This is a genomic window from Amycolatopsis sp. NPDC003861 (genome assembly GCF_053605405.1).
In genome coordinates, this window is record NZ_JBSGJD010000038.1 from 16328 (window position 1) to 37967 (window position 21640).

Sequence of the window (21640 nt, forward strand, 5' to 3'; positions counted from 1 at the left end):
CGCAGCGATTCCCCGCGCGCATTTCCCGCGCGCCTTCCCAGGAGAACCCATTGAGCCTCGCGCCCTTGGACCGGCGGGCCTTCCTGCGCCTGTCCGCGCTCGTCCCTGCCGTCGCCGTCCTGCCCACCGTGCTCAACGTGCCCGCCTGGGCGGAAGCGACGACGGCGTTCGTCGACTCCTACCGCACGAACATCCCGGCCAACCACACCGCGGAAACCAACGCGGCGGTGCGGATCCTGAGCGGGATGCAGCGGGTCTGGCGTACCGGGTCCACTTGGGACAGTGGGGTCGTGCTCGACGCCGCACTGCTGCGCGCGAACGTCCGGCACTGCGTCGCCGTCACCCGCGCCCGGACCGGCGCCGAAGCCAAGCGCTCCTTCGTCTACGACCGCCAGCACCAGTCCTACGCCGCCATCGGCGGCCTGGGCCCCCTCGCGGACCTCTACCGCCGTGGCGCCAAGGCGGTCACCAGCATCACGAGTGCCCCGGACGGCACGCCGCCGGCGAAGATCGACGACGCCGTCCCGGCGAACGCCCCGGCGGGCTCGGCGCTCGGCGCCGGTTCGCACGACTCGGAACTGGGCCTGGTGGCCACCCTCGTGGACACCGTCCGCGGCACCTGGGCCTCGGGCAACCCGAGCAAGGCCGCCTACCAGTACCCGCGGCCGTGGCGGATGACCGCCGACAGCCGGGTCGAGGACACCGGCCGGGTCGACGCGCTCGGCTTCCCGGTCTACCGGTCCGACGTGGTCGTCGCGCCGCAGCTGCTGCGCCAGCGCAGCACGACCCCGGCCGAGGACGGCGGCTTCCCCAGCGGCCACACCAACGCGTTCCACCTCGCTTGCCTCGCGCTGGCCTACGCGGTCCCGGAGCGGTTCCAGGAGCTGGTGGCGCGGGCCTACGACCTGGCCGACACGCGGATCGTCGCCGGGATGCACTCGCCGGTGGACGTGATCGGCGGCCGCACCCTGGCCACCGCGCTCACCGTCGCGACCCTCGCGGACCCGGAGAACGCGGCGCTCAAGGCGGCGGCCCGTGAGCAGGCGCTGAAGTACTTCACCGCGAAGACCGGTACAACCCCCGACACGCTCTTCGCCCGGGCGCACACCGGCGCCGACGAGTACGGCGACCGCCGCGCCAACGCCGCGATGGTCGCCCGCCGGGCCACCTACGGCCTGCCGGACCGCGGGGCCCGCACCGCGATGCGCGTCCCGAAGGGCGCCGAGGTGCTCCTCGAAACCCGCCTGCCGTACTTGGACGCGGCGCAGCGGCGGGAAGTCCTGCACACGACGGCGTTCCCGGGCGGCAACCCGCTGCTCGACGGCCCGGAGCTGTGGGGACGGCTGAACCTCTTCGCCGCGGCCGACGGCTTCGGCGCGTTCGACACGGGCGTTCGCGTCACGATGGACGCCACCCGCGGCGGGTTTTCCGCGAACGACAGCTGGCGCAACGACATCGGCGGTGACGGCGGGCTCGTCAAGGCGGGCACCGGGACGCTGACGCTGGCCGGGGCCAACCACTACCGCGGCGGCACCCGCGTCGAGGCGGGCACGCTGGTCGCGGCGACGGCCAGCGCCCTCGGCACCGGCACCGTCGAACTGGCCGGCGGGGTGCTGCGCGCGGCCGGCCTCCGGATCGGCGCCTACCACCAGACCGGCGGCACGCTGTCCGCCGCCGCCGGGCCGGCGCTGGTCGTGCGCGGCGAGGCCACCCTCGACCGCGGCAGCGTCCTGGAGCTGCGGATCGACGGCTCCTGCCCGGGGCACGAAGTCGACGTGCTGTGCGCGCGGCGGCTGCGTGGCCGGTTCGCCGCCGTCCGCGCCGACCGCCCGGGGTACCGGGTGGTCCCGCGCTACACCTCCACCGGTTTGTCCGTCCGAATCCAGCGGGAGTTCTCGTGAGAAAACGCATCGCCGCGGTGGCACTCGCCGTCATGGTGTCCACAGTGGTCAGTCCGGCGGCCGCGCGGGCCGCCGACGGCGGCAGCTTCTCGGTGCTGGCCTACAACGTCGCCGGCCTGCCCGAGAGCATCTCGAGCGCGCCGACCCCGCGTGACCCCGCCACGACGGCGATCGGGCAGCGGCTCGGCCCCTACGACGTCGTGCACGTCGAGGAGGACTTCAACTACCACGCGAAGCTCTACGCGGCCGACCAGCACCCGTACCGCACGCCGACCAGCGGTGGCGCGGGGATCGGCAGCGGGCTGAACACGCTGTCCTCGCTGCCGTACGACGCCGACGACTTCGAGCGCGTCCGCTGGACGTCCTGCCAGCTCGACTCCGGCGACTGCCTGACCCCCAAGGGCTTCACCTTCATGCGGGTGCGGCTGGCCGAAGGCGTGTACGTCGACTTCTACAACGCGCACACCAACGCCGGGACGAACGACGGCGACGAAGCCTCGCGCGCGTCCAACCTGGCGCAGCTGACCGCGTTCATCCGGTCGCACTCGGCGGGCAACGCGGTGGTCGTCATGGGCGACACCAACACGCGCTACACCCGCGCGGCCGACACGATCGCGCAGTTCGGCGCGGACAACGGCCTCACCGACGCGTGGGTCAAGCTCGTGCGCGGCGGTGTCGCGCCGGCTCCGGGCAGCCCCGACCTCGTGTGCGACAAGCAGGCGCCCACCAACGACTGCGAGGTCGTCGACAAGGTGCTCTACCGCAGCAGCAAGCTCGTCTCGCTCGATGCGACCTTCTACAACAACGAGCACTCGAAGTTCCTGTACACCGACGGCAACATGCTGTCCGACCACGACCCGATCACCGTGCGCTTCAGCTGGCAGCGCAACCTCGCGCTGCAGCTGTCGGACCAGTTCGGCGGCCCGCACGGCGACTACTTCACCGACGTCCCGGCGGTGCCCGCGAACGCCCGGGTGCGGACCTGGTCGCTGCGCAGCGGCAACCGCGTCGACCAGGTCGGCGTGACCCTGGAGAACGGCACCACGCTGACCCACGGCGGCACCGGCGGCACGGCGGCGTCGCTCACGCTCGGCACCGGCGAGTACGTCACGACGGCGACCCTCTGCCAGGGCAAGTACAGCAACACGACCCGGATCTTCTCGGCCCGGTTCACCACCAACCTCGGCCGCGTCCTCGCCGGCGGCTCGACGACCGGCGACTGCGTCACCCGCACGGCCCCGGACGGCTGGCAGCTCGCCGGCTTCCACGGCCGCACCGGTGCCGAGGTCGACAAGGTGGGCTTCGTCTACACGCAGCGGTAGTCGCCGGCGAGCCCCTGAGGCGCCCCGCGGTCCGGAGCAGGTTCCGGACGGCGGGGCGTCACGCTGTTCAGCAGCTCTTCGGCGACGGCCATGGTGGGCCGGGCCGCGGGGTCCGGGTGCAGCAGCCGCAGCACGGCTTCGGCGAGCGGGTGCCGGACCAGGCCGAGATCACCGCCCAGCGCGGCGTAGAGGGTGGCGCCCAGGGAGTACACCTCCGCCGGGAAGTCGGGGAAGCCGCCGTCGAGCACCTCGGGGGCGAGGTAGCTGCGCAGCGGGCTCCCGCCGCCCACGATCGCGGCGCGACCCTGGGCGGAGACGACGACGTGGTCCGGATCGACGGCGGCGTGCAGCACGCCTTCGTCGTGCGCGGCGGCCAGCTGGGCGGCCAGCTGAAGCCCGAACCGGGCGACCAGCCCGGCGGCGAGCGGACCGTGCTCGCCGAGCAGTTCGGTCAGCGTCCGCGCCCCCGGGTACTCGAGCACGAGGTAGGTGGTGCTGTCCTCGTCGACGACGTCACAGATGGCCGCCCGCGGCGCGGGGATGGCAGGCACCGCGGGCGGCTCGTCGAACAGCGGTTTGACGGCGACGATCCGGTCGAGCCGTTCGTCCTGGGCGTGCCAGACCACGGTGCCCGCCCCGGCCGGGCCGAGCAGGCGGTACCGGTCACCGATCAGTGTTCCTTCGCTCGCCACGTCGCTGTCCCTCCGCGTCGTCCACCGTCCTACCGGGAGATACGGCCGGAACGCGAATCCGGTTCGCTTGATCGACTCGATTCCCCGTTCGTGACAAAACAACGGCCGGTCACTGCGGCTTTTTCGACAACTTGTTCACCCCGGCGGGGGAGAACCGCCCGAGCGCGGGTGGGCGATTGCCCGGCCAGGCTCGGGCCGGTTGGGGACGCCCACTTCCGGCGGGTCGGCATTGGAGGTGCGATCCGGGGTGCATGGGGGTGTCGGCCGCGGCGGTGCGCGGCTGGTGCCGGAGGTTGCCTCGCTGGCGGCTGCCCGGCTGGGGGCCTGATCCGCCGATTCGACGCGCCGTTGTATGCGCTTTCGGCGGCTCGAGGTGCGCGGCCTGGGCGAACTTCTCGGCATCCGACGCCTTGACCGCGTCGGCGAACCCGCCGATGCCGAACTTCGACGTCCCCCATCACAACCGCGGCGGCAAGCCCGGCGGGGGCCCGGCCAGGCTCGGGCCGTTGGGACACACCGCCTTCCGGCGGGTGAGCGCTGAAGGCGTGATCAGCGCCGATCCGGGTATACCGGGGTCGGCTGCGGCGGTGCACGGCTGGTGCCGGAGGTCGTCCCGCTGGCGGCCGCCCGGACCGGTTAGGGCACGCCCGCTCCCGGCGGGTCGGCGCGAAAGGCACGACCCCCGCCGACCCGGCCGAGCCCGGCCCGGCGGCTGCGCTGCCGCCCGGCCGGGCTCGGGTCCCGGTGCCTACCTCCGCTTGAGCGGCGGCACGCTCCCCAGCGTCGGCACCACCTTGGCGATCGTCCCGTCCGGGCCGAACCGCAGGCGGTCGATCGTCACCTCGCGGTGCGTTCCGTCGCCGCCCGGGATCGCGAAGCGGTGGTAGGCGATGTACCACTCGTCCTTGCCCGGGACCTGGACGATGCTGTGGTGCCCGGGGCCCAGGATCCCCAGCGACGGGTCCTTCTCCAGGATCACGCCCCGGTTCACCAGCCCCGCACCCAGCGGGCTCGTCGCCGTCGCGTAGCCGACGCGGTAGTTCTCGCTGCCCGTGTCGTCGATGGACCACGTGAGGTGGTACATGCCCGCGCGCTTGGTCATGAACAGCCCCTCGCGGAAGCCGTCGAGGCCGGTCAAGCGGGTGATCTTCGCCGGGTCGTACGACGTCAGGTCGGCGTTCAGCGGCACCACGTAGGCGTTGCCGTTGCCCCAGTACAGGTACGTCTGCCCGTCGTCGTCGGTGAACACCGCCGGGTCGATCGCCTGGCCACCCGCCGGGTTCGCCGCGATCAGGGGCTTGCCCAGTGCGTCGGTGAACGGCCCGGTCGGTGACGCGGAAACCGCGACGCCGATTTTGGCGTCCGCGCAGAAGTAGAAGTAGTACTTCCCGTTCTTCTCGGTGATCGTCGGCGCCCACGCCCGGCTGTCCGCCCAGGACACGTCCGGGCCGAGGTCGAGGATCTTCGGGTGCCGCGTCCAGGTGACCAGGTCCTTGCTCGACCACGCGTCGAACGTCGTCCCCGACCAGCCCGGGTAGCCGTCGGTCGTGGCGTAGATGTAGTACGTGTCGCCGAAGCGGACGATGTTCGGGTCGGCGTTGAAGCCGGGCAGGACCGGGCTGTTCATCACCACCGCGGTGACCGTCCACGTCCGCCGCTGCCGGCCGGCGCCGACGACCGAGTAGCCCACCGGGCCGGTGAAGTCCTGCCGCGAACCGTTGTGGGGGAACACCTGTGTGCCGTCGGCGACCTGCAGCACCGGCGCCAGCCGCCGCACGTCCGTGCCCGGCTTCACCGGCAGGACGATCGTGCCCTTCGCGCTGTCGACGATCGCCGGCACCCGCAGGGCATCGAGCGTCACCGAGCCGACGGCCGTCTCGTTGCCCGGCGCGCCGAGCACCTCCTTGGCCGTCAGGCCGCGGTTCCACACGGTGAACCGCCGCATCTTGCCCTGGAAGTACTCGTCCGCACCGTAGGCCGACCGCCCCAGGTAGTTCGATGTCGTGATGCCCGCGCCGAGGTCGCCGGGCTTCGCCGTGACACCGTCCACATGGGCCACTTCGACGCCGTTGTCGTACAGCCGCGCGGTTCCGTTCGCCAGGGTGTACGTCAGCGTGTGCCAGGCGCCGCGGGACAGCGCCCGCTTGCTGTCGGCGTTCTGCTCGGTCGACCAGTTGCCCGCGGCGATCGCGGCCCGGTAGGTGTCCCCGGTCGCGAACAGGTAGCCGTCCCCGGCGTTGTCCGTGCTGTTGCCCAGGTTCCACAGGAAGTACGGCGTCTGCTGGCCCGGATCGACCCACACCTGCGCCGACACCGTGATCCCGCTCAGGCCGCTCATCAGGTTGTTCGGCAGGGCGACGTAACCGTCCTTGCCCGCGAAGGCGAGCCCGTCCGCCGAGCGCGTGACACCGCCGTGCACCGTGGCGTCCCGCCCGTTCCCCGAGACGTCGGTGACGGTGTCGCCCCGGCCCGCCGCGGTGAGGTCGTAGTCGGCGACGACGCCCTTCTTGTCGGCCGTCACCGGCGGCGGCCCCTGCCGCAGCCGGGCCAGCTCGGCCTTGGTCACCGGCAGCACCGTGCCGTGGCGCGGGCTCTTCGGGAGCTGGTACTCCGCCGGGATCGTCCAGTTCGGCTTCGCCAGCGAATCGGTGACGAACGGGACGTACCCGCGCCGCGGCGTCTCGTCCATGAACGCGTAGACCTTGGTGCTGTCGTTCGCCTTGAACACCGTCGGGCCCTCGACCCAGTCGGTGCCGAGCTTGGTGCGGATGCAGTCGGAGACCAGCTCCCAGTTGCGCGGCTTGGTGGTCGGCAGGTCCACCGCACGCAGGTTCTTCGACCGCTCGAGCACGATGTCCCGTTCGCAGGACCCGATGACCTTGCCGTCGGTGGTGAGGCGGTAGTAGTAGTCGCCGTCCTTGAGCACGGTGGAGTCGATGACGCCCTCACCGGGGTCGTTCCACACCTGCGGCTTGCTGAACGTCCGGAAGTCCCGCGTGGTGGCGTACATCATCCGCGGGTACGTCGAGCCGGTGTGGTCGACGTCGGTGGGGGCGTAGGGGCTGGTGGCCCAGTAGACGACGTAGGCGCCGATCGCCGGGTCGTAGGTCGCCTCGGGCGCCCACGTCATGCCGGCCGTGTCGTCGGAAACCCGGACGTGCCGCTGGTTCGACCAGGTGACCAGGTCGGTCGACTCCCAGATCTCCAGGTACTGGCTGCCGTGGCGCTGCGCCTGGTCCCAGCCGCGGCCGTCGTTGATCTGCAGGTCGGTGGCGACGATGTAGAACCGGTCGCCTTCGGGGGAGCGGACGATGAACGGGTCGCGGACACCGGTTTCGCCGTAGTTCGAGCGCAGGACGGGCTTGCCGCCGTTGAGCTCGTCCCAGTGCAGCGGGTCGTTGCCGAGGCTGGCCGCGAAGTGGATCTGCTCGGTGTCCTGCGTCGCCTCGCCGGTGAAGTAGGCGAACATGTACCCCTCCAGCGCTTCCTTCTTCGGCAGCGGCAGGACGGTGAGCGTGAAGGAGCGTTCGGCCGTCGCGTGGCCCTTCGCCGCGCGGACCGTGAGCCGCGCCTTGGCCGGCCGCGCACCGGTCGCGGGCCGGGTGACCTCGCCGGTGGCGGTGACGACGCGGGGGTCCTGGCTGCGCCAGGTCAGCGTGACGTCGCGGGCGCCCTTGACCGGCAGCGTGATGTTGCCGCGGATCGCGTCCTGGTCCCGGAGGACGAGGTCCTCGAGCGCGTTGTCGACCTTCTGCCGGTCGGTGATGTCCTGCAGCACGGTGACGGTGAAAGAGCGGCTCGCGCTCTGGCCGGCGTAGGAGACGGCCGCGGTCAAGGTCACCTTCGCGTTGCCGGCACCGGGCGCGGGCCGCGTCACCACGCCCGCCGGGGACACCACGGCCGGGTTGCTCGACGTCCAGGCGATCGCCGAGCCGCCGGCGCCGGACTTGGGCAGCGTGAGGTTGTCCGTGACGGCCGAGGTGTCGCCGAGGTCGAGGGCGGCCGCGTCGGCCGTCGCCCGCCCGGCGGCGGTGCGCTCGCCGAGGGCACGGGCCTCGTCGGCGGTCACCGCGCGGTCGTAGACGCGGAAGTCGCGGACGTTCCCCTTGAGGTACTTGTCGGCGTCGTAGACCGACCGGCCCAGGTAGTCGGCGGTCGTGGTGCCGCCGCCGATCGAACCGGGCGTGATCGTGATGCCGGTGGTGCGGGCGACCTCGATCCCGTCCTCGTACAGGACCGCGGTTCCGCCGCCGAGGGCGTAGGTGATCGTGCGCCAGCTGCCGCGGGAGAGGTTGCGGCCTGCGCTCGCGTTCTGTTCGGTCGACCAGTTGCCGGAGGCGATCGAGCCGCGGAAGGCGTCGCCGGTGGTGAACAGGTAGCCGTTCCCGGCGCCGCCGCTCGTGTTGCCGAGGCCCCACAGGAAGTACGGCGTGCCCTGGTCGGCCGCGATGTTCACCTGAACCGAAACCGTGATGTCCGTGAGACCCCGCATGAGGTTGTCGGGCAGGCGCACGTGCCCGTTGGTGCCACCCAGGCGCAGGCCTTCGTCGCCCTGCCACGTGGTGTCACCGCTGACGCTCGCGGTGCGGCCGTGGCCCGAGGCGTCGGGCACCGTCGTGCCGGAGCCGCCGGTGAGGTCGTAGCGGACGACCAGGCCGTCGTCCAGGGTTGCCGCGTGGCCGGACGTGGCCCACACGGTCGTGGACGCCGCGGCGATGGCGAGGGTGGCGAGGATCGCGGTCAGCGGGCGGGGCCGCCGGGAGAACTTCGGCGACGACGGCGTCGCCGAGAGTCGAACGGGCATACCGGCTCTCCAGGAAGTGGGCGCCGACGGCGCGGGAAGAAGGACCTCGCGCGGGGAGGGGTCCGGAGCCGCAACCTGGCTGCCGGGCGCGAAGTGAGCGCTAACATAGCTCCCGATCCGCACGGGGTCAATCGACTGTTTTGCCTGGTGGCGTCGAACCTCCCGCCGATCGGACCCTTGACACCTTGTGGCGCGGGTCACTTACACTACGACCGCTTGTTAGCGCTAACAATCTCTGCTGTGCCCGGCACTCGACGACGAGATGGGGACGAGACCATGATCAGTCGGCGTGGACTGATGGCGGGCACGGCGGGCGCCGTGGTCGCCGGCGTGCTCGGCAGCAGGGCCTCCGCTCAGGCCGCCTCCGGCGCCTACGTCATGGCGTACTTCACCGAGTCGCCGTCCATGACCGGCGCCGGCTACGGGCTGCACCTGGCGGTCAGCGCGGACGGCCTCGACTGGATGCCGCTCAACCAGAACAACCCCGTCGTGACGCCGACCGCCGGCACCGGCGGGCTGCGCGACCCCTTCGTGCTGCGCAAGCAGGACGGCCGGTTCGTCGTGCTGGCGACCGACCTCAAGGGCACCGACTGGTCGCTGCAGAACCAGTACGTGCACGTCTGGGATTCCGCCGACCTGCGCGGGTTCAGCGGGTACCGCCGGATCAAGCTGCACTCGATGGCCACGCACAGCTGGGCACCCGAGGCGTTCTGGGACCCTTCGCGCAGCCAGTACGCGATCATCTACTCGGCGGCCTCCGGCGGCCACGACGTCATCATGGTCAACTACACCACCGACTTCGTGACGGTCAGTGCCCCGCAGGTGTTCTTCGACCCCGGTCACGCGACGATCGACGGGACGATGGCCTCGATCGGCGGCGTCAACTACCTGTACGTCAAGAACAACACGAACAGCACCCTGGTCGGCCAGCGTTCCGGAGCACTGGCGCCCGGCGGTTTCACCACGTACAAGACCGGAATATCCCCCGGGCGGGGGGTGGAAGCGCCGCAGATCGTCCCGGCGCCGTCGGGGAGCCGCTGGTACCTCTGGGGCGACACCTGGAGCCCCAACGGCCGGTTCTTCTGCTGGGAGACCACCGATGTCGCCGCCGGGAACTGGACGCTGCTGAACGACCGCGCCTACACCCAGCCGCTGAACTCCAAGCACCCCGGGATCACGCCGATCACGGCCGCCGAACGGTCCGCCCTCGTCGCGCAGTGGGGCGCCCCGGCGTGGCGGCGGCTCAAGTCCTACAACTTCCCGGACCGCTACGTCCGGCACGCCGACTCCGTGGGCCGCATCGACGCCTACCCGTTCGACCCGTACGCCGACCAGCTGTGGAAGCTGGTGCCCGGTTTGGCGGACGCGACCGGCGTCTCGTTCGAGTCCGTCAACTACCCGGGCCGGTACCTGCGGCACTACAACTACGAGCTGCGCCTCGCCGCCGACGACGGTTCCGCGAACTTCAAGGCGGACGCCACCTTCCACCAGACGGCCGGGCTCGCCGACGCGAGCTGGGCGTCCTTCCGTTCGCACAACTACCCCGACCGCTACCTCCGGCACCACGACTACGTGCTGCGGATCGACCCCCTGGGCAGCACGTCCTCCACTGTGGACAAGCAGGACGCGACTTTCCGCGTCGGCTACTGAACCGCTTCCGAAGGAGCCGCCATGCTACGACGACGTGGCCCGGTTTTGTCCTTGCTCGTGCTCGCCGCCCTGCTGCTCGGCGCGCCCGGTGCGCACGCCGCGCCGGTGACGGTGACCAGCGGGAGCCAGCTCACCGACACCTCCGGCGCCCTGGTGCACGCGCACGGCGGCGGGATGCTCAAGGTGGGGGCGTACTACTACTGGTTCGGCGAGAACCGCAACGCCGACGACACCTTCCGGGCCGTCTCGGCCTACCGCTCGACCGACCTGAAGACCTGGGAGTTCCGGGGCGACGTGCTGACGCAGTCGTCGGCGGCTGAACTGGGCCGGGCCAAGATCGAGCGGCCGAAGGTGATCTACAACAGCTCGACCGGCCAGTACGTGATGTGGATGCACAAGGAGAACGGCGACGACTACGCCGAAGCCCGCGCCGCTGTGGCCACTTCGTCGTCGGTCGACGGCAATTACAGCTACCGCGGCAGCTTCCGGCCGCTCGGTGCCCACATGTCGCGGGACATCACGCTGTTCAAGGACGACGACGGCACCGCGTACATGGCGTCGGCGGCCCGTGAGAACGCCGATCTCAACGTCTACCGGCTCACCGCCGACTACACCGGTGTCTCGGCGCTGGTGCAGACGTTGTGGCCCGGCTCGTACCGCGAAGCGCCGGCGATGTTCAAGCGCAACGGCGTCTACTTCCTGCTCACTTCGGGCGCCACGGGCTGGCAGCCGAACCAGCAGAAGTACGCCACGGCCACGAGCGTCACGGGCACCTGGAGCGGCTTGGCCAACGTCGGGGACTCCACCGGTTTCGGCAGCCAGACCGCGTACGTCCTGCCCGTGCAGGGCTCGCAGGCGACTTCGTACCTCTACCTGGGTGACCGCTGGGCGGGCGCCTGGCAGCGTCCGGTCAACGAGTCCCGCTATGTGTGGCTGCCGCTCGGTTTTCCCAGCAGCAAGACGATGTCGCTGAGCTGGTACCCGAAGGTGAGCGTCGACACCGCGACCGGCGTGGTCGCCGGGGCCGGCTCCGGCAGCGCGTACGAGACGATGGTGGCGCGCCACAGCGGAAAGTGCGCCGACATCCCGAGTTCGTCCCGGACCGACGGCGTGGCGCTGACGCAGTACACCTGCAACAACGGCGCGAACCAGCAGTGGAGCGTGCTCGACCTCGGCGACGGGTACGTCAACCTGATCGCCCGGCACAGCGGGAAGTGCCTCGGCATCGCGGGCGGTTCGACGGCGGACGGCGCGGCGGCGGTGCAGGGGACGTGCACCGCGGGCACGAACCAGCAGTGGCAGGCCCAAGCCGTCAGTGGCGGGTACACCCGGTGGGTGGCGCGCCACAGCGGGAAGTGCCTGGACGTCGTTTCCGCGTCCACGGCCGACGGTGCCGCGGTGAAGCAGTACCCGTGCACCGGCGTGACGAACCAGCAATGGCAGCGGAAGGCGGCCTGAACGGCTCCGTTCGGCCCTTGACGACCGGGTGGCGGCTCGCTAGCTTTTGCGAAACTCCTTCATGTTTGGGGCCGCCATCATGCGCATGCTCGTGGCTTTGCTCACCGCCGTGGCGCTGACTTCCGGCGTCGTCGCTTCCGCTGTCGCCGAAGACGTTCCCGCCCACCGGCTGACCGTGCGCGGCTCGGCGTTCGTCGACGAGTACGGCCGCGAAGTGGTCTTGCGCGGCTTCAACGTCTCGGGCGAGGTGAAGCTGGCGGAAAGCGGTTTCCTGCCGTTCGCCACCGCGGCCGACGCGCGTCGCTCGGCCCAGGCGATGAAAGCGCTCACCGGCGCGAACGCCGTGCGGATCCCGATCGCCTGGGCCGGGACGCAGCCGGTGCGGGGGCCGGTGAACACGCAGTACCTGGCGAAGCTGACCGAGCAGATGAAGGCGTTCCTGGACGAAGGTTTCACCGTCCTGCCCGACTTCCACCAGGACCTGTTCTCCCGCTACCTGTTCAACCGCGGCAGCTGGTACACCGGCGACGGCGCGCCGAAGTGGGTCGTCGACCTCGGCGGCTACCCTGCGGAGAGCTGTGGCATCTGCGCCCACTGGGGCCAGAACATCACCCAGAACGGCGCGGTCCAGGACGCCACGAAGGACTTCTGGCACAACGCCCGCGGCGTCCAGGACGAGTTCGTCGGCATGGCCGGCCAGACGATGACGTACTTGCGGACGAACCTGAGTGCCGCGCAGTTCGCGGGCGTCGCGGGCATGGACCCGTACAACGAGCCGTTCGCCGGGCGGTACGACTCCGGCCAGGACAGCAAGGCGTGGGAGCAGAACGTCCTGTGGCCGTTCTTCAAGCGGTTCCGCGACGCGATGGATTCCGCCGGCTGGCAGGACAAGCCCGCGTTCGTCGAGCCGAACATGTTCTGGAACGCCAACATCTCCTTCCAGCTCCACCCCGGCGGCTTCCAGGACGCCGGCGTCATGGGCCCGCGGTACGTGTTCAACACGCACTTCTACGACCAGCTCGCCCAGTCCGGCGTGTTCATGCCGGGCAAAGCGGGTGACGGCCAGTACAGCGGCGCCTTCGGCACGGTCCGGGACCGCGCGGCCGCGCTCGGCACGACGGCGATCGTCACCGAGTTCGGCCACCCGATGACCGGGTACACCTCGGACAAGACCCCGACCGTGGACAAGGCGATGTACCAGGCCCTGGACTCGCGGGTGCCCGGCGCGAACTGGTGGCGCAGGCCGGCGGACTCGGGCCCGGTGCTATCGGCGACGCAGTGGCAGTGGGACATCTACAGCGGCCGCCACCACGAGCTGATGAACGACAACCCGGACAAGGTCAAGACGGACGGCGACGCCTGGAACGGCGAGGACTTCTCCTCGGCTCGTACGGCGGACGACGGAACGGTCCAGCTCCGCCAGGACGCCCGGCTCCTCGACCGCCTCTACCCGGCCGCGGTGGCGGGCCACACGCTGGCGTTCACCTACGAGGACCGCTCGCGAGACGGCAGCCGGACGCTGACGTGGAACCAGATCCCGTCGACGTTGCCGGCCGCGGCGGCACTGACCGGCGCGGGCCGCTACGGCGTCCTGGTGTGGCAGGGAACCGACGCGGGCGCGCCGACCGAGCTGCACGTCCCGGCGGGGATGACGCCGACGGTGGTCACCGACGTGGCCTCGCCGACCCGGGTGGGCGACCGCCTGCGCCTCCCGGCGACACCGGGCCTGCACTACGCCCTGATCGCGGAACCGGCGTCGGCGCCGACCGCGGCCCAGCTGGCGGCGGTCCGGGCGGAGCTGGCGGCCTGGGCGCCGACGGCGGTCCGCTAGCCACGCCGGCGCCTACCCGGCCAGCATGGCGACCATGCCGTGCGGGGCGTCGTCGCCGAACATGAGTGCGTAGACGTCCTCGTCCGCCGCTTCCGCGGCCGCGCGCGTGAACATGGCCTGCTCGTACTCGGCCAGCGCCGTCTCGACGTCGTCGTGGGCGGCGAGGGCCCGGCCGAGTTCGGCGCCGTCCAGCATGGCCAGGTTCGCGCCTTCGCCGTTCGGGGGCATCAGGTGGGCCGCGTCGCCGAGCAGCGTCACGCCCGGCACGCGGTCCCAGCGGTGCCCGGCCGGCAGGGTGTGGAGGCGGCGCAGCACCGGCGGGACATCGCTTTCGGTGATCAGGGCGGTCAGCTCGGGCGCCCATCCGGCGAACTCCTCGGCCGCCCCCGCCGCCACGGCCTCGGCGTCGGCCCCGGCGAGCCAGTCCTGCGGCTTGAACAGCTGCGCGTACGTGTGCAGTGTGCCGCCGCCTTCGCGGTGCGCGACGATCCCCTTGCCCGGCGCGAGCGCGTAGAGCGCCCCCGCCCCGACGACCTTCGCCGCGGCGGGGTGCCGGACGTCGCCGTCGAGGAGAAAGGTCTCGACGACCGACACGCCGACGTACTCCGGGACTGCGTCGGAAAGCAGCGGACGGACTTTCGACCACGCGCCGTCCGCCCCGACCAGCAGGCTCGTGGTGAAAGCGCTTCCGTCGGCCAGGCGGACTTCGTGGCGGCCGTCGCCGATGGCCCGCGCGCCGGCGACCTTGTGTCCCCAGTGGACGGTGCCGGGTGGCAGCGCGTCGAGCAGTAGCTGCCGCAGTTCGCCGCGCTGGACTTCGGGCCGTTCGCCGGTGCCGTCGTCGGGCCGGTCGAGCAGCACGGTGCCGTGGCGGTCGACGACGCGGGAGGACTCGCGGCCCGGCAGGACGAGCTCCCGGAAGCCGTCGGTCAGCCCGGCGGCCTCCAGCGCGGGCTGGCCGTTCCAGGGGTGGATGTCGAGCATCCCGCCCTGGCGGCGCGCGGACGGTGAAACTTCGGCCTCGTACACCTCGGCCGGGATGCCGTGCCGGTGCAGGACGCTGGCCAGGACGAGCCCGCCGAGGCCGGCGCCGATGATCGTGACAGTCATGGTTACCTCCGATTGGATTGCCGTTCCAATCGCCAGGCTAGCACGGGTTTGGATCGGCGTTCCAATCATGCGATGATCGACCCATGGCGAAACGGCGCACGGACGGGCTGTCCAAGGAAGTGATCGTGCAGGCGGCGGCCGCGATCCTGGACGACGGCGGCGAGGCCGCGCTGACCTTCCGCGCGCTCACCGCCCGTCTCTCGACCGGTTACGGCGCGATCTACCACCACGTCGCCAACAAGAGCGACCTCCTGGCCGCGGCGACCGACGCCGTCATCGCGCGTGTGATGGGTGACGCCGTGGTCGACGGCGAGCCGCGGGAGGCGCTGCGCACGGTTTCGCTCGGCCTGTTCGACGCGATCGACGCCCACCCGTGGGTCGGCGCCCAGCTGTCCCGCGAGCCGTGGCGGCCGGCGCTCCTGCAGGTCTACGAGCGCATCGGCGGGCTGCTCGTCGCGCTCGAAGTGCCCGAACGGGCGTTGTTCGACGCCGCGGGCGCGCTCGTCAACTACGTGCTCGGCGTCGCCGGGCAGAACGCCGCCAACGCCCGGCTCCTCGCCGCCGACCAGGGGGACCGCTCGGCGTTCCTCGCCACCGTGTCGGCGAAGTGGGCCTCGCTCGACCCGGGCGAGTACCCCTTCGTGCACCGGGCCGCGACCCAGCTGCGGGAGCACGACGACCGCGAGCAGTTCCTCGCGGGCGTCGACCTCTTCCTGGCCGGGATCGCGACCCTGCGCGGGTAGGGCCTACGCGCGGCCGATGCCCGCCGCGATGCCGTCGAGCAGGAAGTCCAGGCCGATCCGGAAGGTCTGGTCGGCGTCGAGGTGGGCGGCGTCGCGGACGACCGTCTCCAGCGCGGGGAAGCGGCCGGTGGCGAACATCCGCACCAGGTAGGGCCCGTGGGTGCGCTGCCACTGCCGCTGGTCCAGCCCGCTGGCGCGCTCGGCCCGCCGCTCGGCGATCTCCCGGCGGACCGCGCCGATCACGTAGGCGTCGACGGCGGCGGCCATCGGCATGACGGCGTCGACGTCGACCCCGTCCAGTGCGGCCAGCACCGCTTCGCCGCGGGCCAGCGCGTTCGGGCCGAGCTGGGGCCGGCCGCCGATCAGGTCGGCGAACCACTCGTGCCGGTGCGCGGCCTGCCGGGTGGCCTCGGCCACCGACGTCAGCACCGCCCGCCAGCCGTCCCCGGCCGGCCGGATCTCGCCGTGGACGGCGTCGACCATCAGGTCGAGCAGCTCGTCCTTGGTGTCGATGTAGCCGTAGAGCCGCATCGGCCCGACGTCCAGCGCGCCGGCGATCTTGCGCAGCGACACGGCTTCGAGGCCGGCTTCGTCGGCCAGTTCGACCGCGGTCCGGACGATCAGGTCCCGGCTCAGCGGAGCCGGCGCCGGTCGGTTCGCCGGCTCCGGCCGTTCCCACACCAACATGGGGGTGACAGTACAGCGCCCGCCGCGATACAGTGTATCGAGACGTACGGCGTATCGGAGGGGAGTCATGACCATCGCGATCGTGGGAGCCGGCATGGGCGGCCTGGCGCTCGCCCGCGTGTTGCACGTGCACGGCATCGAGGCCGTCGTGTTCGAACGCGACGCGGCGCGCGACGCCCGCCACCAGGGCGGGATGCTCGACATCCATTCCGGCCAGCGGGCGCTGCGCGAAGCGGGCCTGCTCGAGAAGTTCCTGTCCGTGGCCCGCGGGGAGGGGCAGGACATGCGCCTCCTGGAACCGGACGGCACGCTACTGCTGCAGGAGGACACCCCGGACGACGCACCACCCGTGCGGCCGGAGATCGACCGCACGGACCTGCGCAACCTCCTGCTCGACGCCCTCCCGCCGGGAGTGGTCCACTGGGGGCGTGCGTTCGACCACGCGGAAGACGGTGTCGTGCATTTCGCGGACGGCACGAGTGCGGACTACGACCTGCTGGTGGGCGCGGACGGCGCGAACTCCCGGGTGAGGGCGTTGCTGACCGACGCCCGCCCGGTGCACCTCGGCCAGAACGCGGTCGAGCTGGCCATTTCGGACATCGACCGCACCCACCCGGACCTGGCGGCGATGGTCGGCCGAGGCAACTACTGGGTCTTCGGCGAGGGGAAATCCCTGTCGGCCCAACGCAACGGCGACGGCTGCGTCCGCATCGGCGTCAGCTTCTACAACACGGGTGAAGACTGGTTCGCGGAGAGCCGTATCCGCTTCGACGACCCACCGGCGGTCCGGGCGCGCTTGATCGAGCTCCTGGCGGGGTGGGACCCCCGCATCACGGCCCTGATCGCCGCGGCCTCCGACGACACGGTGGCACCCCGCCCTCTCGCCAGCCTCCCGGTCGGCTTGACGTGGCCATCGAACCCGAGCGTGACCCTCGTCGGCGACGCGGCGCACCTGATGCCCCCGGTGGGCGAGGGGGCGAACATGGCCCTCCTGGACGGCGCGGTCCTGGGGCTGGCGCTGGCGGAGCACCCGGACGATGTCCCCACGGCGGTGGCGGAGTACGAGCGGGAGATGTTCGACCGCACCAGCGCGGCGGCCCGCATGTCGGCGGACATGCAGGAGCTCCTGATGTCCCCGGACGCCGGCCGGCGGTTGCTCGAGTTCTTCCAGCCGGGGTGAGGGGCGCCCATGCCCGCCGAGCCGACCTCGCCCAGCCCACCCGAGCCGGTCCGGTTCAGCTGAGCCCAACCGCCGAACGGAGCCCAACCCCGCCCAACCCGATTCCACACCGCCGGGCCCAGGCCGCCCAGCCCAACCCGACCCGCCCGCCCCCAGTTGGGCCTCGCCACGAACGGCACGCCGCCGCCCGGTACCTCCGCACACCAGACCCGGCCGCCCCGTCCGCGCGACCCAGGGCACCGCGGAACCGCAGGCGGCGGCCGGTCTACCCTGGAAGCCGATGACCGAGAACCAGGCACCCAGGGCGTACCAGATCCGCACCTTCGGCTGCCAGATGAACGTGCACGACTCCGAGCGCCTCGCCGGGCAGCTCGAGGACGCGGGCTACGTGCCGGCCACCGCCGGGGCCAAGCCTGACCTGATCGTGTTCAACACCTGCGCCGTGCGGGAAAACGCGGACAACAAGCTGTACGGCACCCTCGGGCACCTGCGCCCGGACAAGGTCGCCAACCCCGAGCTGCAGATCGCCGTCGGCGGGTGTCTCGCCCAGAAGGACCGCGGGGAGATCGTCAAGCGGGCGCCGTGGGTCGACGTCGTGTTCGGGACGCACAACATCGGGTCGCTGCCCACGCTGCTCGAACGCGCCCGGCACAACGCCGAGGCCGAGGTCGAGATCCTCGAATCGCTCGAAACCTTCCCCTCGACGCTGCCCGCGCGGCGCGAATCGTCCTACGCGAGCTGGGTGTCCGTTTCGGTCGGCTGCAACAACACCTGCACCTTCTGCATCGTCCCGGCCCTGCGCGGCAAGGAACGCGACCGGCGGCCCGGCGAGATCCTCGCCGAGGTCGAAGCGCTCGTCGCGGAAGGCGTGCTCGAGGTCACCCTGCTCGGCCAGAACGTCAACTCCTACGGCGTCGAATTCGGCGACAGGCTGGCGTTCGGCAAGCTGCTGCGCGCCTGCGGGACCGTCGACGGCCTCGAACGCGTCCGGTTCACCTCGCCGCACCCGGCGGCGTTCACCTCCGACGTCATCGACGCCATGGCCGCGACCCCGAACGTCTGCCACCAGCTGCACATGCCGCTGCAGTCCGGCTCCGACCGGGTGCTGCGCGAAATGAAGCGCTCCTACCGCTCGGCGCGTTTCCTGAACATCCTCGACGAGGTCCGCGCGGCCATGCCGGACGCCGCGATCACCACCGACATCATCGTCGGCTTCCCCGGCGAGACCGAGGAGGACTTCCAGGCGACCCTGGACGTCGTGGCGCAGGCCCGCTTCTCCAGCGCGTTCACCTTCCAGTACTCGAAGCGCCCCGGCACGCCGGCCGCGACGATGGCGGGCCAGCTGCCCAAGGAGGTCGTGCAGGAGCGCTACGACCGGCTGGTCGAGCTGCAGAACGCGATCTCCTGGGAAGAGAACAAGAAGATCGTCGGCCGCACGGTCGAGCTGCTGGTCGCCGCGGGCGAGGGCCGCAAGGACGCCGAGACGCAGCGGATGAGCGGCCGCGCCCGCGACGGGCGCCTGGTGCACTTCACGCCGACCGGCGCCCACGTCGACCGCGCGGTCCGCCCGGGCGACGTCGTCGAGGCGGTCGTCACCTACGGCGCCCCGCACCACCTGGTGGCCGACGGCGACCTGCTGTCCCACCGGCGGACGCGGGCGGGCGACAACGCGGAGGCCGGGCTGCGGCCGAAGACGAGCGGTGTCACGCTGGGCCTGCCGGGCTTCGGTGCCCCGGCCGTCCAGCCCGAACCGGTGAGTGGGTGTGCGCTGTGACCGAGTCGCGAGGCAACGGCGAGCTGGCCGAGCTGGCGGCCGAGATCGACGAAGCGGGTGCGCGGGCGTCCCGCACGGTGGAGCTGGGCCGCCGCGGGTTCACCATCGCGGTGTTCACCTTCGTGCTCCTGATCTGCCAGATCCTCCCGTGGGTCGGCGACCACGCGGGCTGGCAGGTGCTGGCCGGCGAGGGCGGCGGCATCCCGCAGCTGTTCGCGGCGACGTCGACGGGGGTCGGCATCCTGGCCTCGGCACTGGCCCTGGTGACGCGCCGCTGGTGGCTGTCCTGGGTCTGCGCGGCGGGCGGCTGGTTCGCCTCGGTGGACGGGCTGCTGGCCATCTGGTCCCAGCAGTCGTCCCACGCGCCGGGCTCCGCGGGCGGCGGCCCGGGGATCGGCATGGTGATCGCCTGGATCGCGATGATCTGCCTGGCTGTCTCCTGGATGCGCACGGCGTTCTCGCGCACCTGAGCACCGGTGGGGACCAGGCTCAGCCGACGCGCAGGGTGAGCGTGCCGGCCGAGTAGGCGGCGGCGTACAGCGTGGTCTCGGGGTGGTAGAGCCGCAGCGAGACGGTGGCGCTCAGGCTGAAGCTGAGGCGGAGCGAGAACCCGCCGTTGGGCCGGCAGGTCGTGTCGGCGATGTTCACCCAGGCCCCGGCCTGCAGCTGCTGCACGACGACGGTCTCGACGCTCCCTTCGGAGCGGGCGGCGTCGAGCACCTTCAGGTTGCCCTTGAGATCGACCTTCTCGCCGACCTCGACGTGGTCCTTGCCCAGCTTGCCCTCGACTTTCACCTTGCCCTTGCCGGCTTCGGTGGCCGCGGCCAGGGGAGCGGCCGGGGCCGCGAGCGCCGGCCCGGCGAGGGCGAGGGTGACGGCCAGAGCGGTGAGGATCCTGCGCGGTGTCCTGATCATGAGCCGAGTGGAGCACCGGGAGCGGAGCGCGGCGCGCGGTGACCCCCGGTCGGGGCGCCGACCGGACCTCTTCGGGTGCTTCCGCTTGCCGGGAACGCCACGAAGGCCGCATCCGGGGGACGCCCCGGATGCGGCCTTCGGCGACTTCAGCGGTCGGCGACCGCCGCCTCCGCGGCCTGCAGCCACTCACGCCACTGCGCGGCCTGCTCGTCGGCCTTCTTGGCCCGGCGCTCGTCCCCGGCCGCACGCGCTTTCGCCGCCTGCGACTCGAACTGCTCGACCCGCTCGCGGAACTGGGCCGCGCGGGCCTGGGCCTCCGGGTCCGTCCGGCGCCACCGTGAGTCCTCCGCCGCCTTGACCGCGTCCTGGACCGCCTTCAGCCGGCCGTCCAGCTCGCGGATGCGCTCGCGGGGGACCTTGCCGATCTCGTCCCACTGCTCCTGGATCCGCCGCAGCGCGCTCTTCGCCGCCTCCAGGTTGGCCGCCGCGTCGATCTTCTCGGCCTCGACCAGCAGCTCTTCCTTGCGGGCGGCGTTCGCGCCGAACTCCGCGTCGCGCTCGGAGAACACCGCGGACCGGCGGGCGAAGAACTTGTCCTGCGCCGCGCGGAACCGCTGCCACAGCGCCTCGTCGCTGTCCTTCGGCGCCCGGCCCGCCGCCTTCCACTCGGTCATCAGGTCCTTGTAGCGGCCCGCCGTCTCGCCCCAGTCCTCGGACTCGCTGATGGCCTCGGCCTCGGCGATGAGCTCTTCCTTGCGCTGCTTGGCCGACGCGCGCTGCTTGTCCAGTTCGGCGAAGTGCGAGCCGCGGCGGCGGTTGAACGCCTCGCGGGCCTTCGAGAACCGCTTCCACAGCTCGTCGTCGGTCTTGCGGTCGACGCCCTTGACCGTCTTCCACTCGTCCAGGATCGCGCGCAGCCGGTCGCCCGCCGCCTTCCACTGGGTGGAGTCGGCCGCGATCTTCTCGGCCTCCTCGGCCAGCGCCTGCTTGCGCGCGACCGCAGCCGCCCGCGCCTCCTCGCGCTCCGCCTTCGCGCTGGCCAGCGCCTTCTCGGCGTGCCCGATGACGTACTCCAGCCGCGCGGCGAGCGCGGCCAGGTCGCCGACCACGGCCGCCTCGGCCAGGCCGTCGCGGATCTGGGTGGCGCTCGACAGCGCGTGCTTCGGGTCGCCGGCCCCGGAGATCAGCCGGGTCTCCAGCAGCTCGACCTCGGTGCGCACGTCGTCGAACCGGCGTGCGTAGTGCACCAAGCCCTCGTCGGGGCTGCCGGCCTGCCAGACGCCGACGGCGCGCTCGCCCTCGGCGGTGACGACGTAGACGGTGCCCTCGTCGTCGATCCGGCCCCAGGTCGACGGGGTGGGTTCGGCGGGCGGCACGGGCGGGGCGGCGTGCCCGGCGTGCAGCGCGTGCGGCACCGGGTGCGGGGCCGGGGTACCGGTGGAAGTGTTCTCCTGGGCCATCGCAGGCTCCTTATCGCCTGTACGCCCGCGGGTGCGGGCGCCCCGCCGCGAAGCGGGGCCGGGTAATGCGGTCGTCACGGGCCGTGCTCGGATGCTACGGCCCCACGCGGCAT

General features: G+C 71.9%; 15 protein-coding genes. 9 read left to right on the forward strand and 6 right to left on the reverse strand.

Features of this window, described 5'->3' with window-relative positions:
• Positions 1 to 50: 50 nt before the first annotated feature.
• On the forward strand, positions 51 to 1901 hold the full coding sequence (locus ACWEVN_RS12740) for an autotransporter-associated beta strand repeat-containing protein (protein WP_452051321.1): 1851 nt from the start codon (positions 51 to 53) through the stop codon (positions 1899 to 1901).
• Positions 1898 to 3223, forward strand: coding sequence for a jacalin-like lectin (locus tag ACWEVN_RS12745; protein ID WP_452051322.1), 1326 nt, complete (start codon positions 1898 to 1900; stop codon positions 3221 to 3223). Before ACWEVN_RS12740 ends, ACWEVN_RS12745 begins: the two co-directional genes overlap by 4 nt.
• Here the strand turns inward: ACWEVN_RS12745 and ACWEVN_RS12750 are convergent.
• Positions 3208 to 3915 carry a protein kinase domain-containing protein gene (locus ACWEVN_RS12750; protein ID WP_452051323.1) on the reverse strand — a complete coding sequence of 236 codons (708 nt, stop codon included), beginning with the start codon at positions 3913 to 3915 and terminating at the stop codon, positions 3208 to 3210. The two genes, ACWEVN_RS12745 and ACWEVN_RS12750, sit on opposite strands and share 16 nt — an antisense overlap.
• Before the next feature lie 748 nt (positions 3916 to 4663).
• Entirely contained in the window at positions 4664 to 8719 is a 4056-nt protein-coding gene (locus ACWEVN_RS12755) for a family 43 glycosylhydrolase (RefSeq protein WP_452051324.1), read from the reverse strand.
• Positions 8720 to 8995: 276 nt separating this feature from the next.
• Between ACWEVN_RS12755 and ACWEVN_RS12760 the strand changes: the two genes are divergently transcribed.
• The 3 genes from ACWEVN_RS12760 to ACWEVN_RS12770 all read left to right on the forward strand — a co-directional run bounded on the left by ACWEVN_RS12760 (position 8996) and on the right by ACWEVN_RS12770 (position 13658).
• A complete protein-coding gene (locus ACWEVN_RS12760) occupies positions 8996 to 10369 on the forward strand; it encodes a glycoside hydrolase family 43 protein (protein ID WP_452051325.1) in 1374 nt (457 codons plus the stop codon).
• Positions 10370 to 10390: 21 nt separating this feature from the next.
• On the forward strand, positions 10391 to 11827 hold the full coding sequence (locus ACWEVN_RS12765) for an RICIN domain-containing protein (protein ID WP_452051326.1): 1437 nt from the start codon (positions 10391 to 10393) through the stop codon (positions 11825 to 11827).
• Positions 11828 to 11906: 79 nt separating this feature from the next.
• Positions 11907 to 13658: a cellulase family glycosylhydrolase gene (locus ACWEVN_RS12770; protein ID WP_452051327.1), complete on the forward strand. Its 1752-nt coding sequence runs from the start codon at positions 11907 to 11909 to the stop codon at positions 13656 to 13658.
• A gap of 12 nt (positions 13659 to 13670) precedes the next feature.
• Here ACWEVN_RS12770 and ACWEVN_RS12775 read toward each other — a convergent pair whose 3' ends face one another.
• The gene (locus ACWEVN_RS12775) at positions 13671 to 14768 is read right to left on the reverse strand and encodes an FAD-dependent oxidoreductase (protein WP_452051328.1); all 1098 of its coding nucleotides are present in this window, start codon (positions 14766 to 14768) and stop codon (positions 13671 to 13673) included.
• A gap of 83 nt (positions 14769 to 14851) precedes the next feature.
• Between ACWEVN_RS12775 and ACWEVN_RS12780 the strand changes: the two genes are divergently transcribed.
• Positions 14852 to 15511: a TetR/AcrR family transcriptional regulator gene (locus tag ACWEVN_RS12780; protein WP_449686248.1), complete on the forward strand. Its 660-nt coding sequence runs from the start codon at positions 14852 to 14854 to the stop codon at positions 15509 to 15511.
• A 3-nt stretch (positions 15512 to 15514) separates the two neighbouring features.
• On the opposite strand, the gene ACWEVN_RS12785 is transcribed toward ACWEVN_RS12780, so the two are convergent.
• On the reverse strand, positions 15515 to 16198 hold the full coding sequence (locus ACWEVN_RS12785; protein WP_449686247.1) for a TetR/AcrR family transcriptional regulator: 684 nt from the start codon (positions 16196 to 16198) through the stop codon (positions 15515 to 15517).
• A gap of 67 nt (positions 16199 to 16265) precedes the next feature.
• Between ACWEVN_RS12785 and ACWEVN_RS12790 the strand changes: the two genes are divergently transcribed.
• The 3 genes from ACWEVN_RS12790 to ACWEVN_RS12800 all read left to right on the forward strand — a co-directional run bounded on the left by ACWEVN_RS12790 (position 16266) and on the right by ACWEVN_RS12800 (position 19622).
• Complete coding sequence (locus ACWEVN_RS12790; RefSeq protein ID WP_452051329.1) at positions 16266 to 17378, forward strand: FAD-dependent oxidoreductase; 1113 nt, start codon at positions 16266 to 16268, stop codon at positions 17376 to 17378.
• Positions 17379 to 17658: 280 nt separating this feature from the next.
• On the forward strand, positions 17659 to 19152 hold the full coding sequence (gene miaB / locus ACWEVN_RS12795; RefSeq protein ID WP_452051330.1) for a tRNA (N6-isopentenyl adenosine(37)-C2)-methylthiotransferase MiaB: 1494 nt from the start codon (positions 17659 to 17661) through the stop codon (positions 19150 to 19152).
• Complete coding sequence (locus tag ACWEVN_RS12800) at positions 19149 to 19622, forward strand: Rv2732c family membrane protein (RefSeq protein WP_449686244.1); 474 nt, start codon at positions 19149 to 19151, stop codon at positions 19620 to 19622. Before miaB ends, ACWEVN_RS12800 begins: the two co-directional genes overlap by 4 nt.
• Before the next feature lie 19 nt (positions 19623 to 19641).
• Here the strand turns inward: ACWEVN_RS12800 and ACWEVN_RS12805 are convergent, their stop codons facing one another.
• Together ACWEVN_RS12805 and ACWEVN_RS12810 are read right to left on the reverse strand one after the other, a co-directional pair.
• The gene (locus tag ACWEVN_RS12805; RefSeq protein WP_449686243.1) at positions 19642 to 20067 is read right to left on the reverse strand and encodes a hypothetical protein; all 426 of its coding nucleotides are present in this window, start codon (positions 20065 to 20067) and stop codon (positions 19642 to 19644) included.
• Positions 20068 to 20213: 146 nt separating this feature from the next.
• Entirely contained in the window at positions 20214 to 21527 is a 1314-nt protein-coding gene (locus ACWEVN_RS12810) for a DUF349 domain-containing protein (RefSeq protein ID WP_449686242.1), read from the reverse strand.
• Between the last annotated feature and the right edge of the window lie 113 nt (positions 21528 to 21640).

What these genes read in the sequence shown, in the direction of transcription:
- ACWEVN_RS12755 (WP_452051324.1), bottom strand. Translation starts at nt 8,719, where the DNA reads ATGCCCGTTCGACTCTCGGCGACGCCGTCGTCGCCGAAGTTCTCCCGG.
- ACWEVN_RS12760 (WP_452051325.1), top strand. Translation starts at nt 8,996, where the DNA reads ATGATCAGTCGGCGTGGACTGATGGCGGGCACGGCGGGCGCCGTGGTC.
- ACWEVN_RS12765 (WP_452051326.1), top strand. Translation starts at nt 10,391, where the DNA reads ATGCTACGACGACGTGGCCCGGTTTTGTCCTTGCTCGTGCTCGCCGCC.
- ACWEVN_RS12770 (WP_452051327.1), top strand. Translation starts at nt 11,907, where the DNA reads ATGCGCATGCTCGTGGCTTTGCTCACCGCCGTGGCGCTGACTTCCGGC.
- ACWEVN_RS12775 (WP_452051328.1), bottom strand. Translation starts at nt 14,768, where the DNA reads ATGACTGTCACGATCATCGGCGCCGGCCTCGGCGGGCTCGTCCTGGCC.
- ACWEVN_RS12780 (WP_449686248.1), top strand. Translation starts at nt 14,852, where the DNA reads ATGGCGAAACGGCGCACGGACGGGCTGTCCAAGGAAGTGATCGTGCAG.
- ACWEVN_RS12785 (WP_449686247.1), bottom strand. Translation starts at nt 16,198, where the DNA reads ATGTTGGTGTGGGAACGGCCGGAGCCGGCGAACCGACCGGCGCCGGCT.
- ACWEVN_RS12790 (WP_452051329.1), top strand. Translation starts at nt 16,266, where the DNA reads ATGACCATCGCGATCGTGGGAGCCGGCATGGGCGGCCTGGCGCTCGCC.
- miaB (WP_452051330.1), top strand. Translation starts at nt 17,659, where the DNA reads ATGACCGAGAACCAGGCACCCAGGGCGTACCAGATCCGCACCTTCGGC.
- ACWEVN_RS12805 (WP_449686243.1), bottom strand. Translation starts at nt 20,067, where the DNA reads ATGATCAGGACACCGCGCAGGATCCTCACCGCTCTGGCCGTCACCCTC.
- ACWEVN_RS12810 (WP_449686242.1), bottom strand. Translation starts at nt 21,527, where the DNA reads ATGGCCCAGGAGAACACTTCCACCGGTACCCCGGCCCCGCACCCGGTG.